General features: G+C 69.2%; 20 protein-coding genes and 1 pseudogene. 7 read left to right on the top strand and 14 right to left on the bottom strand.

Annotated elements, in window-relative coordinates; genetic code table 11:
• Position 1: 1 nt before the first annotated feature.
• The 4 genes from QE397_RS07410 to uraD are packed head-to-tail and all read right to left on the bottom strand — an operon-like array spanning position 2 to position 3,125.
• Entirely contained in the window at positions 2–1,375 is a 1,374-nt protein-coding gene (locus QE397_RS07410) for a nucleobase:cation symporter-2 family protein (protein WP_222645350.1), read from the bottom strand.
• A 9-nt stretch (positions 1,376–1,384) separates the two neighbouring features.
• On the bottom strand, positions 1,385–2,278 hold the full coding sequence (gene pucL, locus QE397_RS07405) for a factor-independent urate hydroxylase (RefSeq protein ID WP_307092610.1): 894 nt from the start codon (positions 2,276–2,278) through the stop codon (positions 1,385–1,387).
• A 2-nt stretch (positions 2,279–2,280) separates the two neighbouring features.
• Positions 2,281–2,619, bottom strand: coding sequence for a hydroxyisourate hydrolase (gene uraH, locus QE397_RS07400; protein WP_307092609.1), 339 nt, complete (start codon positions 2,617–2,619; stop codon positions 2,281–2,283).
• A complete protein-coding gene (gene uraD, locus QE397_RS07395) occupies positions 2,616–3,125 on the bottom strand; it encodes a 2-oxo-4-hydroxy-4-carboxy-5-ureidoimidazoline decarboxylase (RefSeq protein ID WP_307092607.1) in 510 nt (169 codons plus the stop codon). Before uraD ends, uraH begins: the two co-directional genes overlap by 4 nt.
• 157 nt (positions 3,126–3,282) lie before the next feature.
• Between uraD and QE397_RS07390 the strand changes: the two genes are divergently transcribed.
• The 6 genes and pseudogenes from QE397_RS07390 (at position 3,283) to alc (ending at position 9,336) form a co-directional block, all read left to right on the top strand.
• A complete protein-coding gene (locus QE397_RS07390) occupies positions 3,283–3,690 on the top strand; it encodes a gamma-glutamylcyclotransferase (RefSeq protein WP_307092604.1) in 408 nt (135 codons plus the stop codon).
• On the top strand, positions 3,687–4,499 hold the full coding sequence (locus tag QE397_RS07385) for a hydroxypyruvate isomerase family protein (protein WP_307092602.1): 813 nt from the start codon (positions 3,687–3,689) through the stop codon (positions 4,497–4,499). Before QE397_RS07390 ends, QE397_RS07385 begins: the two co-directional genes overlap by 4 nt.
• 9 nt (positions 4,500–4,508) lie before the next feature.
• Positions 4,509–5,393: a 2-hydroxy-3-oxopropionate reductase gene (locus QE397_RS07380; protein ID WP_307092600.1), complete on the top strand. Its 885-nt coding sequence runs from the start codon at positions 4,509–4,511 to the stop codon at positions 5,391–5,393.
• Positions 5,390–7,190, top strand: a pseudogene (gcl, locus tag QE397_RS07375) (glyoxylate carboligase). The gene QE397_RS07380 and the pseudogene gcl overlap by 4 nt, the downstream one beginning before the upstream one ends.
• Before the next feature lie 2 nt (positions 7,191–7,192).
• Positions 7,193–8,314 (top strand): glycerate kinase, encoded by a 1,122-nt coding sequence (locus QE397_RS07370; RefSeq protein WP_307092598.1) that lies wholly within the window; start codon positions 7,193–7,195, stop codon positions 8,312–8,314.
• On the top strand, positions 8,311–9,336 hold the full coding sequence (alc, locus tag QE397_RS07365) for an allantoicase (RefSeq protein WP_307092596.1): 1,026 nt from the start codon (positions 8,311–8,313) through the stop codon (positions 9,334–9,336). Before QE397_RS07370 ends, alc begins: the two co-directional genes overlap by 4 nt.
• Before the next feature lie 37 nt (positions 9,337–9,373).
• On the opposite strand, the gene QE397_RS07360 is transcribed toward alc, so the two are convergent.
• From QE397_RS07360 to QE397_RS07330, 7 genes are all read right to left on the bottom strand, one after another.
• Positions 9,374–10,225, bottom strand: coding sequence for a type IV toxin-antitoxin system AbiEi family antitoxin domain-containing protein (locus tag QE397_RS07360; RefSeq protein WP_285185207.1), 852 nt, complete (start codon positions 10,223–10,225; stop codon positions 9,374–9,376).
• Positions 10,226–10,316: 91 nt separating this feature from the next.
• A complete protein-coding gene (locus tag QE397_RS07355) occupies positions 10,317–11,390 on the bottom strand; it encodes an XdhC family protein (RefSeq protein WP_307092593.1) in 1,074 nt (357 codons plus the stop codon).
• Positions 11,390–12,832: an NCS2 family permease gene (locus QE397_RS07350; RefSeq protein ID WP_307092591.1), complete on the bottom strand. Its 1,443-nt coding sequence runs from the start codon at positions 12,830–12,832 to the stop codon at positions 11,390–11,392. The genes QE397_RS07355 and QE397_RS07350 overlap by 1 nt, the downstream gene beginning before the upstream one ends.
• Before the next feature lie 4 nt (positions 12,833–12,836).
• On the bottom strand, positions 12,837–15,173 hold the full coding sequence (locus QE397_RS07345) for a molybdopterin cofactor-binding domain-containing protein (RefSeq protein ID WP_285185213.1): 2,337 nt from the start codon (positions 15,171–15,173) through the stop codon (positions 12,837–12,839).
• Positions 15,170–16,525, bottom strand: coding sequence for an 8-oxoguanine deaminase (locus QE397_RS07340; RefSeq protein WP_307092590.1), 1,356 nt, complete (start codon positions 16,523–16,525; stop codon positions 15,170–15,172). The genes QE397_RS07345 and QE397_RS07340 overlap by 4 nt, the downstream gene beginning before the upstream one ends.
• Positions 16,522–16,995 carry a (2Fe-2S)-binding protein gene (locus QE397_RS07335; protein ID WP_307097409.1) on the bottom strand — a complete coding sequence of 158 codons (474 nt, stop codon included), beginning with the start codon at positions 16,993–16,995 and terminating at the stop codon, positions 16,522–16,524. Before QE397_RS07335 ends, QE397_RS07340 begins: the two co-directional genes overlap by 4 nt.
• Before the next feature lie 2 nt (positions 16,996–16,997).
• Complete coding sequence (locus QE397_RS07330; RefSeq protein WP_285185217.1) at positions 16,998–17,864, bottom strand: xanthine dehydrogenase family protein subunit M; 867 nt, start codon at positions 17,862–17,864, stop codon at positions 16,998–17,000.
• A gap of 94 nt (positions 17,865–17,958) precedes the next feature.
• Here QE397_RS07330 and QE397_RS07325 point away from each other — a divergent pair, with 94 nt between their 5' ends.
• On the top strand, positions 17,959–19,464 hold the full coding sequence (locus QE397_RS07325; protein ID WP_307092587.1) for a PucR family transcriptional regulator: 1,506 nt from the start codon (positions 17,959–17,961) through the stop codon (positions 19,462–19,464).
• Between the two features lie 9 nt (positions 19,465–19,473).
• On the opposite strand, the gene QE397_RS07320 is transcribed toward QE397_RS07325, so the two are convergent.
• The 3 genes from QE397_RS07320 to QE397_RS07310 are packed head-to-tail and all read right to left on the bottom strand — an operon-like array spanning position 19,474 to position 25,118.
• Positions 19,474–21,849: a lysylphosphatidylglycerol synthase transmembrane domain-containing protein gene (locus QE397_RS07320; RefSeq protein WP_027504985.1), complete on the bottom strand. Its 2,376-nt coding sequence runs from the start codon at positions 21,847–21,849 to the stop codon at positions 19,474–19,476.
• A gap of 45 nt (positions 21,850–21,894) precedes the next feature.
• Positions 21,895–22,626 carry a response regulator gene (locus QE397_RS07315; RefSeq protein ID WP_027504984.1) on the bottom strand — a complete coding sequence of 244 codons (732 nt, stop codon included), beginning with the start codon at positions 22,624–22,626 and terminating at the stop codon, positions 21,895–21,897.
• Positions 22,623–25,118: a sensor histidine kinase KdpD gene (locus tag QE397_RS07310; protein WP_307097407.1), complete on the bottom strand. Its 2,496-nt coding sequence runs from the start codon at positions 25,116–25,118 to the stop codon at positions 22,623–22,625. The genes QE397_RS07315 and QE397_RS07310 overlap by 4 nt, the downstream gene beginning before the upstream one ends.
• Positions 25,119–25,122 lie beyond the last annotated feature (4 nt).

Genomic DNA, 25,122 nt, shown 5'->3' with positions numbered 1-25,122 from the left:
CTCATTCCCTTCGCTCGACCACGATGGGTGGTGCCGCTGCGACCACCGACGGCGACGACCGTCGACCGGCAGTGATCTCGTTGAAGAAGATGTTGAGGATCACCGCGACGATGCTCGCCGCGCTGATTCCCGAGTCGAACACCACGTGCACCCACTCCGGGAACGCCGACCAGAATCCGGGCACGGCGATGGGAAGCACGCCGAATCCGATGGCCACGGCCACGATCACGAGGTTCAGGTTGCCGTCGAAGTCGACCTTCGACAGGGTGCGAATGCCGCTCGCCGCCACCGAACCGAACAACACGATACCGGCGCCGCCCAGCACGGGCAGTGGTACTGCGGCGACGAGACGTCCGAGGACGGGAAACAACCCGAGCACCAGCAGGACCGATCCACCGGCGGCGACCACGAACCTGCTCTTGATGCCCGTCACCGCCACGAGGCCGACGTTCTGTGCAAAGGCACTCGCGGGGAACGTCCCGAAGATCGGGGCAACGGTGGTGGCGAGCATGTCGGCCCGGAGACCGTCCCCGACGCGGCGGGAATCGACGTCGGTGCCGACGATCTCGCCCACCGCGAGGATGTCGGCCGTCGTCTCGGTCATGATCACCAGGATGACCACGACCATCGAGATGATCGCCCCGATCTGGAAGACGGGCGTCCCGAAGGCGAACGGCTCCGGGAGACTGAAGATCGCGCCCGTGCCCACGTCACCGAAGTCGGCCTCGCCGACGAGCGACGCGACGATCGTGCCGACGACGATGCCGATCAGGATGGACAGGCGCGACACTGTGCCCTGCGCGAACCGGCTGACGACGAGGACGACGAGGAGACTGACACCGGCCAACCCGATGTTCGAGGTCGACCCCCAGTCCGGCGCGGACTCCGTCCCACCCATGGCCCACCGACAGGCCACGGGCAGCAACGAGATTCCGATGACCGTGATGATGGTGCCGGTGACCACCGGTGGGAAGAAGCGGACGATCCTGCTGAAGAACGGTGTGACGAGGATGCCGATGGCACCGGCGGCGATGATGGCGCCGAACACCGCGTTCAGCCCACCGGGCCCACTCGCGACGGCCACCATCGTGGACACGGAGGCGAACGAGATTCCCTGCACGAGAGGTAGCTTGGCGCCCACGAACGGCAACCCGAGTGTCTGCAGCAGAGTCGCCGCGCCGCTGACGAACAGGGCCGCCGACACCAGGATCGCGATGTCGGTACCGGACAGACCGGCGGCGCCGCCGACGATGAGCGGAGGCGCGATGACCCCGCCGTACATCGTCAGGATGTGTTGCAGGCCGTAGACGTACGTCTTGCCGAGACTCAGCCGCTCGTCCTCCGGACGGGCGGGATCGTGCGCTGCGCGTGTCATCGCCGTCTCCTAGCAGAATCCGGGGACGGTGTCCCACGCCCGGCCGGCGTCGGGGGCGTCGTCACGTTCGACGGTGGCCTCGATGAGCCCGTAGGGCCGGTCCGCGGCGTAGAACACCTCGCCTGGGTTGTCGAGCCCGAACGGTTCCAGGTCGACGAGGAAGTGGTGCTTGTTGGGCATCGAGAATCTGATCTCGCCGATCTCGGGATGCGCCTCCAGAACTTTCGTCCCCATCTGGAACAGGCTCTGCTGCAACCCCAGTGAATGTACCGTCGCGAAGGTCTCGAGCATGATGGAGCGGACGTCGGTGAACGTCTTGTCGAAATCGAGCTCGGTGGTGAGGTACCGCCACCGTGCACTCACCGAGGTGGCGAGGATGCGATCCGTCGTCTCCTGCAGAGTGGTGTATCTGTCGGTGGGGAAGCCCCAGAACTCCGAGCCCGTCGACTTGAGCACCACCAGATCGCTGAGGCCCGAGACGATCCAGGTGTCGTCGCCGTCCACGGTCACGATGGTGGTGCGCTTCTCGTCGCCGGCACGGACGAAGGAGTGATCGTGCCCTTCCGGTCCCGTCGGGATGCGGTCCCACGCGTACTGCTCTATCTCCCAGCGGCCGCCGGTGATCCAGTCGAAATCGGTGGTGAAGTGCCGCCCGAGACGCAACGCGAACTCCTCGATGGCACCGATCCCGTGGCGTGCGAACGCGTACACGGTGTTCTTCTGTGTGTCGGTCGCGACGACATGACCGTTGTCGCCGTCGGTGTGCGCCGCGGACAGATCTCCTCGCAATTGCGACGTGACCGAGATGTCGGTGATGCGGTGGCGCGGGGTCTCCCTGTCGATGCGCACGAGGCGGCATTCGGCCTTGCCGTACTGGTTGGCTCCGAGAACGATCGTGCTCATGTCTAGCTCCCTCGATAGGTCGTGTACGCGAACGGGCTGAGAAGGATCGGTACGTGGTAGTGCTCGTCGGCGGAACGGATATCGACGGCGATGTCGATCCGTGGATAGAAGGTCGGACGGCCCCCGCGCGCGAAGTAGGACGCGGTGTCGAAGGTCAGCCTGTAGACGCCCGGTTCGAGGCGGGCGGGACCGAGATCGGTGATGCGGCCCTGCGCGTCCGTCACGCGCGAGGCCAGGGTCACGCCGTCGCGTTCACGCACCAGTACGACCGACACGCCCTGTGCGGGAACACCATCGGCTGCATCGAGTACGTGCGTCGTGACGTGAGCGGGCTCGGTCACAGGACACCCGGCCCCAGGAGCCGCACAGCGGCGATCTGACGCAGAGCGTCCTCGATCTCACGGAGTTCGGTCGACTCGTCGTGACCCAGCCGCCGATCGAGCTCGGCGAGCACGTCGGCGGCACTCCGGCCGGCCGCTCTGACGAGGAACACCCGACCGAATCGCGATTCGTACTCCTCGTTGCCGGCGGCGAGCCGAGCGCCGACCCGCGCATCGGAGCTGTCCACGCCGGACTGCTCCGAGCGTGCGAACGCGGCGCCGGCGTCGTCACCGACGGGCCGGTCCCCGATGCGCGGATGGTGCCGGAGCGCACCGTCGATCTCGGCGAGCGTGAACGGGGCGGCCACCGACATCACCGCCGTGTGCAGCGATCTCTCGTCCGCGAAGGGCGTCAGCGCGAGCAGCGCCCGGCCCCACCGGGGGATGTCGAGGCAATGTCGGAGGTGCTCTTCTCCGCCGTCATTCGCGGGGGTCTTGGATTCCGTATCGCGAAACAGCAATTCCATAGATCGAAGAGTGACAGCGGTCACACGCACTGTCAACCCTCGATCCGCAGCGCCTCGCACGGCGCGGTCCAGGGGTTGACATCCCCACTGTGACCCGTGACACTCGACGCATCCGCGGAATACTTATTCCACAATACGGATTCTGGAGGTCCATTCGATGGCTCGACTCTTCTGCAACGGCGACGCTATGCGTGGTGGCGTTCTGCACCACAACGTCGCCGCCCACACCTTCCTCGGCACCGTGCGCACCACACCCGACTACCGCTTCTACTCGGTACGGGACGAGTTCCCGGCCCTGGTGCTCGCCCCGGACGGCGGCGCCGCCATCGAGGGTGAGCTGTACGACGTCCCGATGAACGACATCCGCGCTCGGTTCCTGCCCGACGAGCCACCCGAGCTCGAACTGACGGTCGTGCAGCTCGAGAACGGTGATTCCGTTCTCGCCGTGGGTCTTCGGCCCGGCATACTGCTCGACGACCGCACGGGCCTGACCGACATCACCGCCGCCGGCAGCTGGCGGCGGTACCGCGGGCTCACCGCCCCGTCGTCCGGCGACGTCTCGTGAGCGGCGGCGAGACGTGGACGTACGCGGTCAACTGCTCGATCCTGTTGACCGAGGTGCCCCTCCTCGAGCGCCCTCGGCTCGCTCGGGTTCTCGGCTTCGACGCCGTCGAGTTCTGGTGGCCCTTCGCCTCTCCCGTACCCGCCGACCGCGAAGTGGACGCCTTCGTCACCGCGGTCGAGGATGCCGGGGTCCGACTGACCGGGCTGAACTTCGCCGCGGGCGACATGCCGGCCGGTGATCGGGGAGTCCTGTCCGACCCGGCACAGATCGCGGCGTTCCGCGACAACATCGACGTCACGGTCGGAATCGGTGAGCGACTCGGTACCCGAGCGTTCAACGCGCTCTACGGCAATCGGCTCGAGGGGGTCGATCCCGTCGAACAGGACCGCGTCGCCACCGACAACCTGGTGGCCGCCGGCACCGCCGTCGCCCGACTCGGTGGAGTCGTCCTGATCGAGCCGGTGAGCGGAGCTCCCGCCTACCCGCTGACGACGGCCACGGACGCGGTCGCCGTGATCGACCGGGTCGCCGCCCGCGGCGTCGACTCGCTCCGACTGCTCGCCGACCTGTACCACCTCGACGTCAACGGTGACGACGTCGCCGCGGTCATCGACACCCGGGCCGCCCTGATCGGACACGTCCAAATTGCTGACTCGCCCGGTCGCGGTGCACCCGGCAGCGGCGCCCTCGATCTGGACGCGCACCTCGCGCGCCTCGCCGAGAACGGCTACCGCGGTGTCATCGGACTCGAATACAAGGCCGCTCGGGACACCGCCTTCGACTGGCTCACCCACTCGCACTCCACGTAAGGATCCGCCATGAGCACCATCGCATTCATCGGACTCGGCATCATGGGCAGCCCCATGGCCGTCCACCTCGCACATGCCGGCCATCAGGTGGTCGGGTACAACCTCACACCCGACCGCACCGCACCACTGGTCGAGGCCGGCGGCACCGCGGCCGAGTCGATCGCCAAGGCGGTGACCGGCGCGGACGTCATCGCGGTCATGGTGCCCGACTCCCCCGACGTCCAGGACGTCCTCACCGGCGAGGGCGGGGTGTTCGACAACGCACCTGCAGACGCCCTGATCATCGACTTCTCCAGCATCCGACCGGACGTCACCAGCGCGCTGGCGCAGGAGGCCCGGTCACGAGGGTTCCGCATCATCGACGCGCCGGTGTCGGGCGGTCAGGCCGGCGCCGAGAACCGGGCCCTGTCGATCATGGTGGGCGGCAGCGCCGAGGACGTCGAGTCGGCCAGGCCCATTCTCGACGTGGTGGGCTCGACCGTCGTCCACGTCGGACCCAACGGCTCCGGGCAGACCGTCAAGGCCGCCAACCAATTGATCGTGGCCGGCAACATCCAGGTGCTCGCGGAGGCGATCGTCTTCCTCGAGGCCTACTGCGTCGACATGCGCGCCGCCGTCGAGGTTCTGGGGGGCGGCCTCGCCGGATCGGCAGTCCTGAGGCAGAAGGCACAGAAGATGCTCGACCGATCGTTCGAGCCCGGGTTCCGGATCGACCTGCACCACAAGGACCTCGGCATCGTCGGCTCCGCGGCACGCGAGGCGGGTGTCGTCACGCCGATGGGCGCCCTGCTCGCTCAACTGATGGCGTCGGCACGCGCCAACGGCGACGGCGGACTCGACCACTCGGCCCTGTTCCGCGGCGTCGAGCAGCTGTCCGGGAAGGCGAGCCGATGACCCGCATGCGCGCAGCCGACGCCGCGGTGAAGATTCTCGAACTCGAGGGCGCCACCACCGCGTTCGGTCTGCCCGGCGCAGCGATCAACCCCTTCTACTCGGCCTTGCGGGCGCACGGCGGGATCCGGCACGTCTTGGCCCGCCACGTCGAGGGCGCGTCACACATGGCGGAGGGATTCACCCGAGCGAAGGCCGGCAACATCGGCATCTGTATCGGCACCTCCGGGCCCGCCGGCACCGACATGATCACCGGTCTCTACTCCGCGATGGCGGATTCCGTTCCCGTACTGGCTATCACGGGTCAGGCACCGGTGGCCCGACTGCACAAGGAAGACTTTCAGGCCGTCGACATCGCGTCGATCGCCGCGCCCGTGACCAAGATGGCCATGACCGTGCTCGAACCCGCACAGGTGCCCGGCGCCTTCGCGCAGGCGTTCCACCTGATGCGGTCCGGGCGCCCGGGGCCCGTCCTGATCGACCTGCCCATCGACGTGCAGATGGCCGAGATCGAGTTCGACCCCGACACGTATCAGTCACTGCCGGTGCACAAGCCGCATGCCTCGCGGGCGCAGGCCGAGAAGGCGATCGACATGCTGCTCGCCGCCGAACGACCGTTGATCGTCGCCGGCGGCGGCATCGTCAACGCCGACGCATCGGACCTCTTGGTCGAGTTGGCCGAGATCCTGAACGTCCCCGTCATCCCGACGCTGATGGGCTGGGGCACCATTCCCGACGATCATCGTCTCGCCGCGGGCATGGTGGGGCTGCAGACCTCGCACCGTTACGGCAACGCGACGCTGCTCGCCTCGGACTTCGTCATCGGCATCGGGAACCGGTGGGCCAACCGACACACCGGTGGCCTGGACACCTACCGCGGGACGCGGACGTTCGTCCACGTCGACATCGAGCCGACTCAGATCGGACGGGTGTTCGCCCCCGACTACGGCATCATCTCGGACGCTGCGGCAGCACTGGAACAGTTCGTCGCCGTCGCACGGGACCGCCGCGCGGCCGGTGCGCTCCGCGACCTCACTGGCTGGGTGGAGGAGTGCGCGACGCGGAAGCGGACCATGCAGCGTCGCACGCACTTCGACGACGTCCCGATCAAGCCGCAGCGCGTGTACGAGGAGATGAACCGCGTCTTCGGCCGGGACACCCGCTACGTCACCACGATCGGGTTGTCGCAGATCGCGGGCGGACAGTTCCTGCACGTGTACGAGCCGCGCAACTGGATCAACTGTGGCCAGGCCGGTCCACTGGGGTGGACGATCCCCGCCGCGCTCGGTGTGGTCGCGGCGGACCCGAGCACCCCCCGTCGTGGGACTCTCGGGCGACTACGACTTCCAGTTCATGATCGAGGAGTTGGCCGTCGGCGCGCAGTTCAACCTGCCCTACGTGCACGTGCTGGTGAACAATTCGTACCTCGGTCTGATCCGACAGGCCCAGCGTGCCTTCGACATGGACTTCTGTGTGCAGCTCGGGTTCGACAACATCAACCACCGAGATCCTGTCGACGGTGAACCGGGCATCCCCAAGGGCTACGGCGTCGATCACGTTGCCGTCGCGGAGGGGTTGGGCTGCAAGGCGTTGCGCGTCACCGACCCGGATGCGATCGCGGACGCACTCGTCTCGGCCCGCACCCTGGCGGCCGAGCACAAGGTTCCCGTCGTCGTCGAGATCGTGCTCGAGCGCGTCACGAACATCGCGATGGGCACCGAGCTGGACAATGTCGGCGAGTTCGAGGATCTCGCGCGATCGTCCGCCGATGCACCCACGGCACTGCTGATGTTGGACTGAGGATGCCGCGCGTTCTCCTCTCGCCCGACAAGTTCAAGGGGTCGGCGACGGCGATCGAGGTCGCCGATGCTCTGGCCGAGGGCATCGCGACCACCGCACCGTCGTGGGACGTCGTGCGACTGCCGGTGGCGGACGGCGGCGACGGCACGGTCGACGCCGCCGTCGCCGCCGGGTGGGACCGCGTGCCCGTGTCCACGACCGGTCCGACGGGCATGCCTGTCGACTCCTCGTACGCGCGGCGGGGAGCCACCGCGGTCGTCGAACTCGCCTCCACGGTGGGATTGTCCCTACTACCGGGCGGAACCCCGAATGCTCTGGCGGCGAGCACGTTCGGACTCGGAACCGTCATCTCCCACGCGCTTGCCGCCGGAGTGCGGACCGTGGTCATCGGGCTGGGCGGCAGCGCCTCCACCGACGGCGGCGCCGGCATGCTCCGCGGACTGGGTGTGCGCATCCTCGACGCCCGTGGCCGTGAGATCACCGGCGGCGGTGCGGCGTTGCGCGAGGCGGCGACGTTGGATCTCGACGCGATGACGTCCACGGTGGCCGGCGTCTCCTTCCAGCTCGCGTGCGACGTCGACAATCCACTGCTCGGCCCGGCGGGCGCCACCGCCGTGTACGCACCACAGAAGGGCGCCGGCCCGGACGCAGTGCGTGTCCTCGAGCAGGCGATGACGCGATGGGCGGAGGTCGCGGGCGCTGCCCACGCCGATCGGCCCGGTGCGGGCGCAGCCGGCGGAACTGCCTTCGGCGCGATGGCAGTGCTGGGGGCGACGGTGCGGTCCGGGATCGATACCGTGCTCGACCTGGTCGACTTCCGTCGCCGGCTGGCGTCGGCAGACCTCGTGGTCACCGGTGAGGGATCGCTGGACGAGCAGAGCCTGCACGGCAAAGTCCCGGTCGGCGTCGCCCACGTCGCCCGCGACGAGGGCATCCCGGTGATCGCCGTCGCCGGCCGAATCACGCTCGCACCCGATCGCCTACTCGACCACGGCATCGTTCGCTCCTACTCGCTCGCCGATCTCGAACCCGATCTCGCCGCGTCGATGCGCCACGCTCCGACGCTGCTCCGGCGGATCGGCGCGACCATCGCCACCTCGTACCTCACTGAAGGAGTTTCATGACCACCGCTGCGTTCACCGCCCATGTCGACCTCGCCTCCCGAGCCTTGGGAGGAAGCGTCAGCGCGGCGAACGACGAACTGTTCGCCCAGCGGGAGAACCTGATCCGGCCGGAACCCCCATTCTTCGACCCCCACGACTTCGGGCACAAGGGCAAGGTCTACGACGGGTGGGAGACACGCCGCCGCCGCGACGACGGACACGACTGGGCGATCGTCCGACTCGGTGCCGCCGGCATCGTGCACGGCGTCATCGTCGACACGGCACACTTCCTCGGCAACTACCCGCCGTTCGTGTCCGTCGACGGGGCCTGCGTCGAGGGCCACCCGTCGAGCGAGGAGCTGGAGAAGGCCGACTGGCACACCCTCGTCGAGAGATCGCCGGCACTCGGCGGCACCGCGAACGCCTACAGCGTCGACGATCACCACCGGTGGACACATGTGCGCCTCAACATCTTTCCCGACGGGGGCGTGGCCCGACTCCGGGTGCACGGCGAGGTGGTCCCGGACCCGAGGTTCCTGACGGGGACGGTCGACCTGCTCGCCGCGGAGAACGGCGCTGTCCTGACGGAGTGCTCCGACGCGTTCTACTCCTCGCCGGCCAACATCATCATGCCGGGCCGCGCCCGCAACATGGGTGAGGGCTGGGAGAACGCGCGACGACGACACGGAGGCAACGACTTCGCGGTATTCGCACTGGCGGCCGCGGGTGTTCCCCGCCACCTCGAAGTGGACACGAGCTACTACGTCGGCAACGCCCCCGGGTGGGTCCGTGTCACCACCGTGGATGCGCGCACCGCCGACGTCCGCGACGAGGGCGCGTGGCACGAACTGCTGCCGCGAACGGCCGTCGCTCCGGACACACGGCACCGGTTCGCCCTGGATGCCTCGCCTGCCGCGACGCACCTGCGTCTGGACGTCTACCCGGACGGCGGACTGTCGCGGCTGCGGCTGTTCGGTGAGCTCGACGACGCCTCGGCCACCGCGGCCCGGAAACGCTGGTCGTCCTCGCGTCCCACCGAGTAGCGCTGGCTCGTGTGCAGTGATCCGCGGATACCGCGGATCACTGCACACGATCAACGAGCGCGCGGATCTCCGCGATCACGTCGCCGGGACGCTCGGTCAGGTCGCGCCAGGTGTAGCGCAGCACCGTCCACGACGCGCTCAGCACGTTCTGCCGGATACGGTCACGGTGGAAGGCCGCGCTGTCGGAGTGGAATGCCCACCCGTCGATCTCGATCGCCAAGCGCTGCAACGGGAACGCGATGTCGAGCACGTACCCGCCGAACGGATGGTTCACCACCCACCCGCGGAGCCCGGATGCGGTGAGCAGGCGAAGAACGAGCCGCTCCGCCTCCGATCGAGCGCCGGACTCGGCCGCCCGCAACAATCGCTCTGCTTTCGTGCTGCCGTGTCGTCCGCGATTGCGGTCCTGCGCCCGCCGTAGGCCCAGAAGAGTCGCGTGCCGCTGCAGCTGCCGGTCCATGACCTCCTGGCCGAGAACGACCGACGCCTCGAGCACCGTCAGCGCCAGACCGGAGACGCGGACACGGCGGACCTCGACGATGTCTGCCGCATCGAGAGTGCGGCGGCGCAACCGAACCCCCGGCGCGGGGCGTCCCGACGCGGTGAGCGGAACGGTGACCTCGACCAGCGGCGGGAGATGCGTCGTCAGGCCCAACCAGAACGCGGCGCTCGTCCCGGTGAGCACTCCGCTGGTGGTCGACCACACTGCGCACCGCACCCGCGCTGTGTCGGTGAACGGTCGGTCGAGGGCGACGTACACGCCGGGACTCACCCGTCGCCACCGTCCCGAGCGGACTCGTCGTTCGAGAGCGTCCGAGCTCAGGCCGGCAGCTCGAGCGTGTGCGGACGTGACCACGCCGTCCTGAGCCGCGAGCAGTCTGTCGATCACGAGTGGTTCGACGCGCAGGGCGGCACGGTCGTTCCCGGTCCGCCTGTGTGCAGAGATCCGCGCCCACCGCGGATCACTGCACACAACTCGGCTACGCCTGACGACGGTCGGGCACGGTCGCGTGGTGGATCGGGCCGTCCCCGAGTGTCAGGGACATGCCGCTGCCGCCGCGCCGCGCTGCCACGAACTCCGCCGCGATGGCCACAGCGGTCTCCTCCGGCGTGCTCGCACCCAGGTCGAGGCCGACGGGCGAGCGCAGTCGAGACAGCTCGGTCTCGGTCATCCCCACCTCGCGCAGCCGTGCCTGCCGGTCACGATGGGTTCGTCTGGACCCCATCGCCCCGACGAACGCGACCGGCAGCCGCAGCGCGACCTCGAGCAACGGCACGTCGAACTTCGCGTCGTGGGTCAGGACGCACACCACCGTGCGCGCGTCGACGTCCGTGCGCGCGAGATAGGAGTGCGGCCATTCGGCGATCACCTCGTCGGCGTCCGGAAACCGCGCCCGTGTGGCGAACACCGGGCGCGCGTCGCACACCGTCACGCGGTAGCCGAGGAAGCTGCCGAGGCGGGCGAGGGCGCCGGCATGGTCGATCGCCCCGAACACGAGCAGCCGCGGCGGTGGGGCGTACGACACGACAAACATCTCCACTCCGGGCCGGCATCGGACGGAACGGATTCCGGTGCTGCCGGCGTCCAGCATCGCGCGAGCCTCGTCGACAGCGATGCGGTCGATGTCGGCGAAGCCGGTCGATCCGAGGTGCCTGTCCGGCCGCACGGCCAGGACCGTGCCGACGGAGTCGAGGAGCTGAACGGTGGCGACGGCGCCGTCGAACGACCGCAGGACCGCGGGGTCGGGCGCCGGCGAGACGAACACCTCGATCTCGCCCCCGCAGGTGAGCCCGACGGCGAACGCGTCGTCGTCGCTGTAGCCGAAACTCTGCCGGACCGCGACGCCGGTGTCCAGGACCTCCTGGCAGAGCGCGTAGACGGCACCCTCGACGCAGCCGCCCGACACGCTCCCCACCACCCGCCCGTCGGAGGCGACGGCCATCGCGGCACCGGGTGACCGGGGCGCGCTGCCCGAGACGGCGACGACGGTCGCGACGGCGTACGCCAGTCCCGCGTCGTGCCAGGCCATCAACCGGTCCGCGATGTCCCGCATCAGGAGATGCCCAGCGCTTCCTCGATGGGGTGCAGTGCGAAGTACACGACGAACACCGCGCTCATGACGTACAGCAGCCAGTGCGTCTGCCGCACCTTTCCCTTGGCCAGGCGGATGATCGTGTAGGACAACACCCCTGCCGCCACACCGACCGTGATCGAGTACGTGAAGGGCATGAGCACGATGGTCAGGAAGGCCGGGATCGCGATCTCGGTGTCCTCCCAGTCGATCTTGCGGACGTGGGTCATCATCAACGCGCCGACGAGGACCAGGGCAGGTGCTGCCGCGCCGACCGGGACGACGCCGGCGAGTGGTGTGAAGAAGATGAGGCTGGTGAGCAGTCCACCGGTGACCACGCTGGCCAGTCCCGTGCGAGCACCCTCCGCGACTCCGGCGGCCGATTCGACCACCGCGGTGTTGGCGGAACCGTTGATCGCGCCGCCGAGGATGGCGCCGATGCCGTCGACGGTGAGGATGCGGCTCAGTCCGGGCAGCCGGCCCTGCTTGTCGACGAGACCGGCTTCCTCGCCCACTCCCAGAATGGTTCCCATGGCGTCGAAGAAGCCCGAGAGCACCAGCGTGAACAACACGACCGACGCGGTGACGACGCCGGCGCGGGCGAAGCCGCCGAACACGTCCACCTCGAACAGCAGGTCGAATCGCGGTGTGGCGACGATGGAATCGGGTACCGAGGGCACCACGGGACCCCATGCGCGTGGGTCGATGTCGACCACGGAGTTCAGCACGATGGCGAGGTTGGTGGCGACGAAGATGCCGATGAGCATCGCACCGGGGACGCGCCGGACGAACAGCACCATCATGACCACGAGGCCGACGCAGAACACGAGGACCGGCCAGCCTGCGAGCTTGCCGAAGATTCCGAGTGTGACTGCGGTGGAGGCGTTGTCGCCGTAGCCGACGAACCCGGCGTCGACGAGACCGATGAGAGCGATGAACGCTCCGATGCCCACTCCGATGGCCTGCTTCAGCACGCGCGGGATCGCGTCCATGATGAGTTGGCGGACACCGGTCAGCGCGAGGACGACGATGATGACACCTTCGAGGACGACCAGCCCCATCGCCTGGGGCCAGGTCATGAACGGCGCGGCCTGGAACACCACGATCGGCGTCACTCCCAGCCCTGCCGCCATGGCGAGCGGCGCGTTGCCCACCACGCCCATCAGCACGGTCGTCAGCCCCGCCGACAGCGCGACCATGGTGCTCAACTGTGGCGGGTCGAGGGTCGCACCGGTGACGTCCTGCGCGTCGCCGATGATGAGCGGGATCAGCACGATCAGGTAGGCCATCGCGACGAACGTCGTGATGCCGCCGCGGATCTCACGGGTGATCGTGGAGCCGCGCATCGTGATGGAGAAGAAGGTGTCGAGTCGGGAGCGGCGTCCGCCGCTGCCCACCGTCGTCGCGGGATCGAGTTTCGTCATGAGGTCAGGGCCTTCCCGGGTCCGTGATGTGTTCGGGTCGTATCGGTACTCGTGTGAGGGCGAGACCGGTGGCGTCGCGAACGGCAGCGACGACTGCGGGGGTGGAGGACAGGGTCGGAGGCTCGCCGGCGCCGCGAAGGCCGTACGGCGCCAGCGGGTCCGGGTTCTCCAGGATGTCGAGTTTCATCGGCGGCATGTCGAGGATGGTGGGGATGAGGTAGTCGGTGAACGACGGGTTCTTCACCAGCCCGTCCACGACGACGATCTCCTCCATCAGAGCCAGGCCCAGTCCCTGAGCCGATCCGCCGTGGATCTGCCCCTCGAGGGAGAGCCGGTTGAGGATCCTGCCGACGTCCTGGACGGCGGCCATCTCGACGACCTTCACCAGACCGAGCTCGACGTCGACGTCGACCACCGCGCGGTGCACGCACAGCGCGAGCTGGGTGTGGCTCGCGCCCTGCCCGGTCACCGGATCCATGCCGGTGGTGGGACGGTGGTGGAACTCGCGGGTCTGCTCTACCACTCGGTCGCCGAGAACGTCCTCGATCGTGGCCAGGACGCCGTCGGTGCGGGAGACGACCTTGCCGCCGTCGAGAGTCAGGTCCGTCGCGGCGCGACCGAGATGCAGTCCGGCGAGGACGAACACGGCCTCCCGGACCGCCTCGCACGCGGCCTTCACCGCACCGCCGGTCATGTAGGACTGGCGGGACGCGGACGACGACCCGGAGTTCCCGACGGTGGTGTCGGCAGGATGGATCGTCACGCGCGACACCCCCAGCTCGGTGCGGGCGATCTGCGCCTCGAGTGTCACCAGGCCCTGTCCCACCTCGGCGGCGGCCGTGTGCACCAGAGCGGTGACCTCGCCGCCGATGACCTCGAGTCGGACCCGCGCCGTCGAGTAGTCGTCGTAGTTCTCGGAGAAGCAGATGTTCTTGAGTCCCACTCCGTAGCCGACTCCCCGTACGACGCCCTCACCGTGCGTGGTCTGCGACGCGCCTCCGGGAAGGTTGCGGATGTCGGAGGTGTCCAGTGGCGCGGGCATGGGCATCGCCTCGGCCCGGAGGAGCATCTCGGCGAGGGGCGCGGGAGCCTCGATCACCTGACCGGTGGCGAGGAGCGAACCCTGTGCGACGGCGTTGACGCGGCGGACCTCGACCGGGCTCAGACCGCACGCCTCGGCGAGCTGGTCCATCATCGACTCGTACGCGAAACATGCCTGTACGGCGCCGAATCCGCGCATCGCGCCGCACGGCGGGTTGTTCGTGTAGACGCCGTACGCGTCGATCTCGATGTTCGGGATGACATACGGTCCCACGCCCAGCGACGCAGCGTTGCCGACGACGTTCAGCGTGGCCGACGTGTAGGCGCCGCCGTCGAGGATGATCTCGACGTCCGCGAACAACAGCCGGCCGTCGCTCGTGGCGCCGTACTCGTAGTGCATCTGCGCCGGGTGCCGGTGCACATGCCCGAAGAACGACTCGTAGCGGTTGTAGACCATCCGGACCGGCTTGCCCGTGTACATCGCGAGCATGGCCGCGTGGATCTGCATGGACAGGTCCTCGCGCCCGCCGAACGCTCCCCCGACTCCGGAGAGCGTCATCCTGATCTTCTCCTTCGGCAGTCCGAGGCACGGCCCGATCTGTTCGAGGTCGTTGTGCATCCATTGCGTCGCGACGTACAGGTCCACCCCGCCGTCGTCGCCGGGAACCGCGAGACCCGATTCGGGTCCGAGGAAGGCCTGGTCCTGGATGCCGACCGAGAAGGCGCTGCTGACGATCACGTCGGCCCGCGCACGCGCAGCGGCCACGTCGCCGACGCGCACCGGTTGGTGGCGTGCGATTCCGCCGCGCTCCTGCACCTTCGGGTAGGTCGGATCCAGTGCGGCACGGCGGGCGTCGCACAGTGGCTCGAGCACCTCGTAGACCACCTCGATCCGTTCCATCGCCCGGCGCGCGGTCTCGGGGTGATCCGCCGCGACGAGGACGATGGGCTCGCCTTCGTGACGCACCTCGCCGAAGGCGAGGACAGGCTGGTCCCATGTGCCGTCGAGGCCGAAACACGGGCGTCCCGGCACGTCCTCGTGGGTGAGCACGGCCTCCACGCCGGGGAGGGCGAGCGCCGCCGAGATGTCCACGGACACGATGCGCGCGCGGGGATGCGGACTCCGCAGGGTGGCGCCGTGCAGCATGCCGTCGATGAACAGATCGGACGAGTACGCGAACTCTCCCTTGACCTTCAGGGTCCCGTCGGGGCGGAGCGGACTGTCTCCCACGCGTCCGAGGCCCGGTGCGTCCACGGGTGCGGGGAAGGCGCCGGGGCGCGTCCGTCCGGGGGCGCTCACAGGACGTCCTTCGCGAGAGCCATGAGACGACGGTGTGCGTTCGCTCCGGCCGCCGCCGCCTCGTCCTGCGACACGCTGATCAGCGTGTCGTCCTCCACGATCGTCCGACCGCCGACCATGAGGTGGCCCAGTGGCGGCGTCTGCCCGTACGCGAGCGCGACGACGGGATCGTCTATCGCGGCGAAGAAGCCGCCGGTACGCCAGATCGCGAGGTCGGCGAGCTTGCCCACCTCGAGGGACCCGATCTCGTCCTGCCGGCCGAGGACCGTGGCGCCACCGAGTGTCGCGGCCTCGAGAGCCTGGCGGGCACTCAACGCGGTCGGCCCGTAGCGTGCCCGCTGCATGTACACGGCCTGACGGATCTCGCCGGCGAGCGAGACCATCTCGGCGGACGCCGATCCGTCCACGCCGAGACCGACCGGCGCGCCGGCGTGCAGCAGATCGGCGACACGGGCGATTCCCGCGCCGAGTCGCGCGTTCGAACTGGGGCAGTGCGCGACGCCGGTACCCGTTGCCGCGAGCGAGGTGATGTCGGAATCGTGGAGGTGGACGGCGTGGGCGAACCACACGTCGTCGCCCAGCCACCCCACCTGTTCCATGTACTGCACGGGCGTGCAGCCCATCTGGGCGAGGCAGTGCTCCTCCTCGTCCACCGTCTCGGACAGATGTGTGTGCAGCCGAACACTTTTCACTCGGGCGAGGCTCGCCGATTCCACGAGCAGGTCCTTGCTGATCGAGAACGGGGAGCACGGCGCGACGGCGATCCGCAGCATCGAGCCGAACGACGCGTCGTGGTACGTGTCGATCGCATCCGCGGTGGCGGTCAGGATGTCGTCGAGCTTCTCCACCACCTCGTCGGGAGGGAGCCCGCCGTCCGACACGCCCCGGTCCATCGACCCGCGGCAGGGGTGGAAACGCACTCCGATCCGCGCCGCCGCGTCGATCTCGGCGGCGAACAGATCGCCCCGTCCCTTCGGGAAGATGTAGTGGTGATCGGTGCTGGTGGTGCACCCGGACTTCGCGAGCCAGCCGAGCCCCGCCAGCGCGGCCCCGCCGACCACCTCGGCGTCCATCTTCGCCCATGGTCGGTACAGGGTCACGAGCCACTCGAAGAGGGTGCTGTCCTTCGCCAGTCCCTGCGACGCCCACTGGTACAGGTGGTGATGGGCATTGACCAGACCGGGCGTGACCAGTCCGCCACGCGCGTCGATGATCTCGGCGCCGGGAACGATCGGCGCAGGACCCGCGCCGATCGCGGTCACGAGCGGCCCGTCGACGACGATGTACCCGTGCGGGATCTCGGCACCGACCACGGGTGCGATGTAGGCGTTGGTGACGATGCGAACACTCATCGGGAATCGGCCCTTCGTGAGGCGGCGAGTCGGAGGGCGTCGAGAATTTTCTCGTAACCGGTGCAGCGGCAGAGGTTTCCGGCGAGGGCCTCGCGGATCTCCGCATCGGACGGATCGGGCACCCGCTCGACGAGGTCGTGCGCCTGGACCACCAGCCCGGGTGTGCAGAAGCCGCACTGGACGGCGCCGCACTCCACGAAGGCCTTCTGGATCGGGCCCAGCGCCTCCCCGTCGGAGAGTCCCTCCACGGTGCGCACGCGTCGACCTTCGACCTGGCCGGCCGCCACCAGGCACGAGCACACCGGCACGTCGTCGAGATAGACGGTGCAGGAACCGCACTCCCCCTGCTCGCACGCGTTCTTCGATCCGGGCAGGCCCATGCGCTCGCGCAACACGTAGAGAAGACTCTCGCCCTCCCACACGTCGTCCGCGCTCTGGTCGGTGCCGTTCACCGTGCAGTTCACTCTCATGCTCACGCCGCCTCTCCGTTGTTCCTGTGGTCGCGCCACGACCAGGCGAGAGTGCGTCTCGCCATGACCGCCAGCGCATGTCGCCGATAGTCGGCGGTACCGCGTACGTCGTCGATCGGGCTCGCCGCCTCACGGACCAGGTCGCCGAACCGGCGGGCGACGGCGTCGTCGAGCGGGCCGTCCCAGTCGAGTTCCGCAGCGAGAAATACCTCGGCGGCGGTGGCCCGCCGCGGCGTCGGGGCGGCCGAACCGATACCCGTGCCGACACGTCGCTCGGCCGGGAACAGGGCGAGCGAGAACGAACACACCGCGATGACCATGGCGTTGCGCGTGCCGACCTTCGAGAAGTACTGCGGCCCGGTGGCCGGCGGCACGTGGAACGCGCGGATCAACTCGTCCGGTTCCAGGCAGTGACGCTTGACGCCGACGTAGAACTCCTCGGCCGGAATCATGCGTGTGCCCCGAGCGGCCGACTCGGCCTCGACGATCGCGCCGCACGCGAGCAGCGGCGCGTGCAGATCGCCGGCGGGGGATGCGCCCCCGAGATTGCCGCCGACCGTCCCCCTGTTGCGGATCTGGGGCGAACCGACCGTGCGCGCGGCCTGCGCGATTCCCGGCAGCCGATCGCCCAGTTCGGCGATGATCCGCACGTACGGCATGCCGGCACCGACGCGGAGCGACCCGTCTGGATTTTCCTCCCAGGTGGTGAGCTCCGTGATCGGGTTCAGGTCGAGCAGCGCCGTCGGTCTGTGCAGATCGAAGTTCATCTCGACCATGACGTCGGTACCCCCCTGCACGGGGACGACATCGGGTCGATCGGCTGCGGCGGCGAGTGCGTCCGCCCAGGTCTGTGGCCGAAGAAAGTCCATGGGAGAAGTACACCCGCCCGCCGTCCGGCGGACGAGACGCAGGAACGACAGACTATGACCCGCATCACACGCGAAGCACTGTAGGTTCCTCCGAATGAAGGTGCACGACCTACTCGACATGCCCCATCTCGGACTCGACCCCCTCGTGTCCGACGACGGACGAGACACGGTCATCCGATGGGTCGTGACGACCGACATGCTCGATCCCGGTCGCTATCTCGAGGGCGGAGAACTGGTCCTCACCGGACTGATGTGGCACACGAGACCCGAGGATTCAGACGTCTTCGTCCGTGCGATCACCGGTGCCGGCGTCGCCGCACTGGCGGCCTCGTACGACGGCGTGGTGCCCGCCGATCTCGTCGAGTCGTGCCGCCGACACGGGCTGCCCCTGTTCCGGGTGTCCGCCGCCGTGGCCTTCGCGACGATCACGGAGAGCGTGGTGCGCTCGCTCTCGCGCGAGCGCGCGACCGATCTCCGGTCGGTCCTCGACCGGCACCGCCGCCTGGTGTCGGGCGCCGGCGCCGGGGACGGCATCGGGCCACTTCTCGACCTGGTGTCCGAGGATCTCGGACTGGAATGCTGGGTGCTCACCCCCGGCGGGCGCGTCGTGGCCTCGTCCCATCCGCTTCCCGACGAGATCCGTCCCGACGATCTGGCGCACGACTTCCTCACGGCACGAAGACTTCCCGTGGTGTCCCACGGCCTGTCCCTCCTCGCCGTCGACGGTGACCGGACGTCGCGCGTCGCCGACGCGATGGTGGCCTTCCGCAGCGACTGGCGCAGTTGGACTCCCGAGCGGCTCGCACTCGCCGAGGACGTGGCGTCGATCGTCGCGCTCGAACGTGAGCGCACCGACGACCGCCTCGGGTCGTCCGGACGCTCGGCGCACCAGCTGATCCGCGTGATCACCGCGGGCGGATCGGTCGCGGACACCCTCGCCCAGATGACGGTGGTCGGCCTCGACACCGACGCTCGGTACGCGGTGGTCGCCGCGGCCGTCGCGAGTGGCCCCCTCCGCCCCGGCGAACTCCGGGTGGTCCTGCGCGAGTTGCTCCCGAGCGGCGGCGCGATCGGTGTGACGGACGGTGAGGTGGTCGCGATCGTTCCCACCGACGACGACCTGACGCCGCGAGTGCGGTCGGGGATGGATCGCCTCGTTCCCGGACTTGCCGGCAGCGACGTCTCGCTCGGCGTCAGCAGCGCGGTGACGGCGGGCGAACTCCGCGGCGCCGTCGACGAAGCCAGGTATGCCCGCCGGCTCGCGGCCGGCCGCAGCGACGGGGTCCGCATCGTGGGGCACGACGAACTGGCGGATCTGGTGCTGCTCCTGGCGAGCGTGCCGGACGAGATGAGACGGCTGTTCCGCTCGCGTCTGCTGGATCCTGTCGTGGAGTACGACGACCGCCATCAGAGCGATCTCGTCCCGACTCTGCGAGCCTTCCTCGACTGCAACGGATCGTGGACGGCGTGCTCGACCCGGCTGCACCTGCACGTCAACTCGGTGCGCTACCGCATCCAGCGCATCGAGGAACTCACCGGTCGGGATCTCTCCGGACTCGAGGACCGCGTGAACTTCTATCTGGCACTGCGGATGTCGTGACGGCCGGGATCAGATCATGTCCTTGCGCGCCAACCACCGCATGATCGGCCAGCCGAGGAACACCGGGATCCAGCACGTGAGCACGCGATAGAGCAGAACGGACGGCACCGCGATGGTGGCGGGCAACCCGAACGCCGCCAGACCGCCGATGAGAGCGGCTTCCACGGCGCCGATGCCACCCGGCGTCGGGGCTGCGGAGGCGAGCGTCCCACCGATCATCGTGACGATGGTGACCGTGATGAAGGTGGTTCCCCCGCCGAACGCCTCGATGCTCACCCACAGCGCGAAGGCAGCACCGAGAGTGGTTGCGGCGCAGCCCAGCACGATGACGGTGAAGCGTGCCGGATGCCGCACGAGCTCCGAGAGGTCCGAGTAGACCTCCGCGAGCTGAGGCCGCACCGCGGTGCGCAGGAAGCGCCGCAGGGTGGGCACGAACAGGAAGGCGCCGAGGGCGCCGAACGCGACACCGGCGATGAGGTACAGGATCGTGGCGCTCGGGACGAAGCGGGACAGGTCGGCGGACTGGCCCGCCGCGACGCTGAACACCACGAGCAGCGTCACGTGCGAGATCACCTGCACCAGTTGCTGCAGAGCTACCGCGGCGGTCGAGCGCGTGAGCGTCAAACCGCCCTTCTGCAGGAAGCGGACGCTCAGCGCCAGTCCGCCGACACCCGCCGGAGTCGTCGTCGCCGCGAACGTGTTGGCCACCTGCATGATCGTCGTGTTCAGGAAACCCACGGCGCCCGAGGCGCACGCCCACAGCGCCGCGGCCGCTCCGAAATAGGTCGCGGCGGAGATCGCGAGACCGAGCAGTGCCCACCACCAGTTGATCGAGGCCAGCTCGGAGGCGAAGGTCGGGACCTGACTGATGAACGGATACGCGACGTAGACCAGCGCGATGAGCAGGACCAACTGCACGACCTGGTTACGCGAGAACCGCGTCACCTGCTCGGTGGCGATCGCCGAGGTCCCGGTCCGGGCCAGCACCGTGTCCCGCGTCGCCGTGAGCACCCCCTTGGCGTCGTGCACCGCCCGGCGCACGCGGGTCGGGATAGCGGACGGCGTCAGCCGGCGTGAGGCGGTGAGAACGTCCGCCGGGCCGAGCCTGTCGATCGCGGCGTCGACGGCGACGTCGGGCCCGTACAGCGATGCGGTGGTCAGCATCAGCTGCGCGGCGTCCGAGTGCAACTGGGCCTGCGACGCGCCGAGTTCCGCGGTGTCGAAGCCACCGAGCAACGCGGTGCCGTCCTCGTCGATCCGGATGTCGTCGACCCGGAGGTCTCCGTGCGAGATCTGCCGGGAGCGCAGCACTCCCAGAGTCCGCCACAGTGCGTGCGCATCCTCCGGACGCTCGGGGTCCACGCGCCGACCGCGGGGAACGCTGTGGGCGTACAGGACCCAGCCACGCTCGAGGGCCGACACCGCCGTCGGGACACAGGCCGCCACGCCCAGGTCGTTCAGCGCGATGCCCATCAACGCGCGATGCTCCACCGCGCGGCGCTGTGAGGCGTGCAGGGGCGGGCTCTCCGACGACCGCAGAGTCACCAGTCGGCGCAGCAGACGCAGGGCGCCGCGGCTGCGCTGATTGGGACCGAACAGCTCGACGACGACGTCGTGGCCCACCGGCCCGATCCGTCCCGAGAGCACCAGGGGACCCGAACCCGCCGGGCGCAGAACGACGAACCCGGCGATGTCGACTCCCCGGCGCTTCAGGGCACGGACGGCCTCGGCGAGCGGCACCTCGAGTGCCGGGGTGCCCACCACCCAGATCACGAGCGATCCGGCGAGCCACCCCACGGCGAGACCGAGCAGCGAGCGCGCGGGGACGACGGTGCTGATGAGCAGATGGATCGGGACGAAAGCCAGCAGCAGCACCCACCACGTCCGCTTCCAGCGGATCGGCAGCCCCGGGCCGGAGACGGTGAGCACGGCCGCGACGATGGCGATCCAGCGCGGATCGTCGAGGATCTGCGAGAGCAGGGTGTCCAGGCGCGTCGATTCGTCGATGTGCCACTTCGGCGCGGAGATCCCGCTGCCACTGACCGACAACGCCAGTGCGGCCACCACGGCCGCAGCGACGTAACCCGCGAGCAGCCGCCAGCGGCGTGCCGCCACCAGTCCGGCGAGCACGGTGAACGGAAGAGCCAGAATGGCGACGCCGTACACGAGATAGACGGCATTGGACTGGCTCGGGGTGAGCACGCCGACGATGTCGGAGATCGAGCGCTCCAGCGCTGTCCACTCGTTGCGGGTCACCAACGAACCGACGACGATCGCCCCCAGGACGATCGCCGCGGTCACGACCCGCAGGATGTCGCTCGTTCGCCGGGTCAACGGTTGCAGGACGCTCCCGGTGACCGGGATGTCTCTTCCGTCGACCAGCACACCGGCCAACCTATCGGAGCGGTGGGCCGCCGGCGGTGAGGCGCATCAGGTTCGGAAGCGATACCCCATGCCGGCCTCGGTCAGCAGGTGGCGTGGATGCGCCGGATCGGGCTCGAGTTTGCGCCGCAGCTGACCGAGATACACCCGGAGATAGTGGGTCTCGGTCTCGTACGCCGGACCCCACACCTCGCGCAGCAGTTCTCGCTGTCCGACCAGCTTGCCGCGGTGCCGCACCAGCATCTCGAGCATGCCCCACTCGGTGGGGGTGAGGTGGACCGGCTGCCCGTCGCGCGTCACCGATCTCGCGGCCAGATCCACGGTGAACGAGTCGGTCACGACGACCGCCTCGCCGTCGCCGTCCGCCGTGCGTGCGGCGCGCCGAACCGCGACGCGCAGCCGGGCGAGGAACTCGTCCATGCCGAACGGCTTGGTCACGTAGTCGTCCGCACCCGCGTCCAGCGCGTCGACCTTGTCGCCGGAGTCCGAACGGGCGGACAGCACGATCACGGGCACGGTGGTCCACCCGCGAAGTCCGGCGAGCACCTCCAGGCCGTCGAGATCCGGCAGACCCAGGTCGAGGACGATCACGTCCGGATGCCTCTCGGCGGCGGCGCGCAGAGCTCCCGCTCCGGTCGACGCCGTCGACACGTCGTAGCCCCGCACCCCGAGATTGATGCGCAGCGCCCGCAGCAACTGCGGCTCGTCGTCGACGACGAGGACACGGGTGGGCGGCGGTCCCGGCCGCGGCGTCTCGGTCGTTCCCCCGTCCTCGGTCACGACGCCGCCGGCAGGTCGACGGTGACGGTCAGCCCGCCGCCGACGGTGCGCTGCGTCGACACCGTGCCGTGCATGGCCTCGACGAAGCCGCGCACCACGGACAGTCCGAGGCCGACGCCGGTGGTGTTGTCGCGATCCCCGAGCCGCTGGAACGCGTCGAAGACGGTCTCCTCCGAGCCGTCCGCGATACCGGGCCCGTGGTCGGCCACGGCGAGCCGGACGCGGTCGTCGTCCACACGAGCGGACACGCGGATCTCGCCGTGGGGTGCGTACCGCACAGCGTTGTCGATCAGATTCGCCACCACTCGCTCCAGCAGACCCTCGTCCGCCAGCACCGACAGATCCCCCACCTCCACCTGCAGGCGGGACCGCGCCGGACCGACGGAGGCCGAGGCGCGGTGCACCACCTCGTCGAGGAACACACGCGCCGACACCGGCCGCACCACGCCGGCGGCCAGGCGCGAGGAGTCGAGCAGGTTCTCCACCAGCGCGGTGAGCTGATCCGCCGACTCCTCGACCGTCGCCAGCAACTCCGCGGTGTCCTCGGGCGAGAAGGTGACGTCCTCGCTGCGCAGACTCGAGGCGGCGGCCTTGACCGCGGCCAGCGGCGTCCTCAGGTCGTGTCCCACGGCGGACAGCAGTGCCCGCCGCAGTGTGTCCGACTCGACGGCGGCCGCGGCGGTGCTCGCCTCCGCGGCCAGTTCGCTCTGGCGGATCAAGCCGACCGCCTGATTGGCGACCGCCGTGAGGACACGCCGGTCGGTCGCGCGGGTGCGGTGCCCCGCGAGGACGAGGGCGTACTCCTCGTCGCCCACCTCCACCGCGGTGTCGGCGGCGTCCACGCTCGTGGGCGGGTTCTCCCCCACTGCACTGACGACGCCGTGCCCCGAGCGCAGCACCGCCACGGCGCGCTGCCCGTACGTCTCGCGCACCCGCTCGAGCAGAGCGGGCAGGTCGGCTCCACGCAGCACCGATCCGGCGAACAGCGCCAGCAGTTCCGCCTGTTGCGACGCGCTGCGGGCGTCCCGTGCCCGCCGGGCGGCCGCGTCGACGAGCACGGCCACCGCCACGGCGACGACGAGCAGCACCACTGTCGTCACGAAGTTGTCCGGTTCGGCGATGGTGAAGCTGTAGCGCGGATCGGTGAAGAAGTAGTTCAACAGCAGAGCCGAGAACAGTGCCGACAGCGCGGCCGGAGCGACACCGCCGAGCAGGGACACCGCCAGCACCACCACGAAGAACAGGGCGCTCTCACCGCCGAGTTCGAGGGAATCGTCGAACAGCGAGATGATCGCGGCCGCAAGTGCAGGAACCACGACCGACGCGGCCCACGCCAACGGGCGTCGCAACGCCGGCGCGGCAGTGCGTCTGATTCCGCGGCGCGCCTCCTCGTGAGTGACCATGTGCACGTCGATCTTGCCGGAATGCTGCACCACCGACGATCCGATGCCCTCGTCGAAGATGCGGGCCCACCGCGAGCGACGTGACGTCCCGAGCACCAGCTGTGTCGCGTTGACGCCCCGCGCGAACTCGAGAAGCGTCGCCGGAACATCGTCGCCGACGACGCTGTGCACGGAGGCACCGAGCGCGGTGGCCAGGGTACGGACCTTGCCCATGTGCGAGGCGGAGACACCGGAGAGTCCGTCGCCTCGGACCACATGCAGCACCATCAGTTCCGCGCTGGACTTGGCGGCGATTCGGCTCGCCCGGCGCAGCAGCGTCTCGGATTCGGGACCGCCGGTCACCGCGACAACGAGACGTTCTCGTGCTTCCCACATGTCCTTGATGGCGTTGTCCGCACGGTAGCGGGCCAGCGCCGCGTCGACCTGATCGGCCAGCCACAGCAGTGCCAGCTCCCGCAGCGCAGTGAGATTACCCCGTCGGAAGAAGTTGCTGAGCGCTGCGTCGACCTTCTCGGGCGCGTAGACGTTCCCGTGTGACAGCCTGCGCCGCAACGCTTCCGGGGTGATGTCGACCAGCTCGACCTGGGCTGCGGCCCGCACGATGGCGTCGGGAACCGTCTCCCGTTGCACCACACCGGTAATGCGCTGGACCACGTCGTTGAGACTCTCGAGGTGCTGCACGTTCAGAGTCGACACCACGTCGATCCCGGCGGCCAGAAACTCCTCGACATCCTGCCAGCGCTTGGCGTTACGACTGCCCGGAGTGTTCGTGTGGGCCAGTTCGTCGACGAGCACCAATTCCGGCATTCTGGCCAAGACGCCGTCGACGTCGAGTTCGGGCACCGAGGCTCCGCGATACTCGACCATTTTCGGCGCCAGTACCGCGATGCCGTCCAGCATCTCTGCCGTTCGAGTGCGTCCGTGAGTCTCGACGACACCGGCGACGACGTCACACCCGCGGGACTGGCGACGGTGCGCCTCGCCGAGCATCGCGAACGTCTTTCCCACGCCCGGCGCCGCGCCGAGATAGATACGCAGTTCTCCCCTGCCCCCCGGAGTCGTGCGTTCGTCTGCGGCGTCGGCGTGCATGCTC

Source organism: Rhodococcus sp. SORGH_AS_0301 (assembly GCF_030818285.1).
Classification (GTDB): domain Bacteria; phylum Actinomycetota; class Actinomycetes; order Mycobacteriales; family Mycobacteriaceae; genus Rhodococcoides.
This window is presented reverse-complemented; position numbering and strand designations above follow the sequence as displayed.

Coding starts and splice junctions, on each gene's coding strand:
- uraD (WP_307092607.1), bottom strand. CDS start 3,125: ATGGAATTGCTGTTTCGCGATACGGAATCCAAGACCCCCGCGAATGAC.
- QE397_RS07380 (WP_307092600.1), top strand. CDS start 4,509: ATGAGCACCATCGCATTCATCGGACTCGGCATCATGGGCAGCCCCATG.
- pucL (WP_307092610.1), bottom strand. CDS start 2,278: ATGAGCACGATCGTTCTCGGAGCCAACCAGTACGGCAAGGCCGAATGC.
- QE397_RS07340 (WP_307092590.1), bottom strand. CDS start 16,525: ATGAGTGTTCGCATCGTCACCAACGCCTACATCGCACCCGTGGTCGGT.
- QE397_RS07370 (WP_307092598.1), top strand. CDS start 7,193: ATGCCGCGCGTTCTCCTCTCGCCCGACAAGTTCAAGGGGTCGGCGACG.
- QE397_RS07310 (WP_307097407.1), bottom strand. CDS start 25,118: ATGCACGCCGACGCCGCAGACGAACGCACGACTCCGGGGGGCAGGGGA.
- QE397_RS07330 (WP_285185217.1), bottom strand. CDS start 17,864: ATGGACTTTCTTCGGCCACAGACCTGGGCGGACGCACTCGCCGCCGCA.
- QE397_RS07410 (WP_222645350.1), bottom strand. CDS start 1,375: ATGACACGCGCAGCGCACGATCCCGCCCGTCCGGAGGACGAGCGGCTG.
- QE397_RS07390 (WP_307092604.1), top strand. CDS start 3,283: ATGGCTCGACTCTTCTGCAACGGCGACGCTATGCGTGGTGGCGTTCTG.
- alc (WP_307092596.1), top strand. CDS start 8,311: ATGACCACCGCTGCGTTCACCGCCCATGTCGACCTCGCCTCCCGAGCC.
- QE397_RS07350 (WP_307092591.1), bottom strand. CDS start 12,832: ATGACGAAACTCGATCCCGCGACGACGGTGGGCAGCGGCGGACGCCGC.
- QE397_RS07325 (WP_307092587.1), top strand. CDS start 17,959: ATGAAGGTGCACGACCTACTCGACATGCCCCATCTCGGACTCGACCCC.
- QE397_RS07355 (WP_307092593.1), bottom strand. CDS start 11,390: ATGCGGGACATCGCGGACCGGTTGATGGCCTGGCACGACGCGGGACTG.
- QE397_RS07335 (WP_307097409.1), bottom strand. CDS start 16,995: ATGAGAGTGAACTGCACGGTGAACGGCACCGACCAGAGCGCGGACGAC.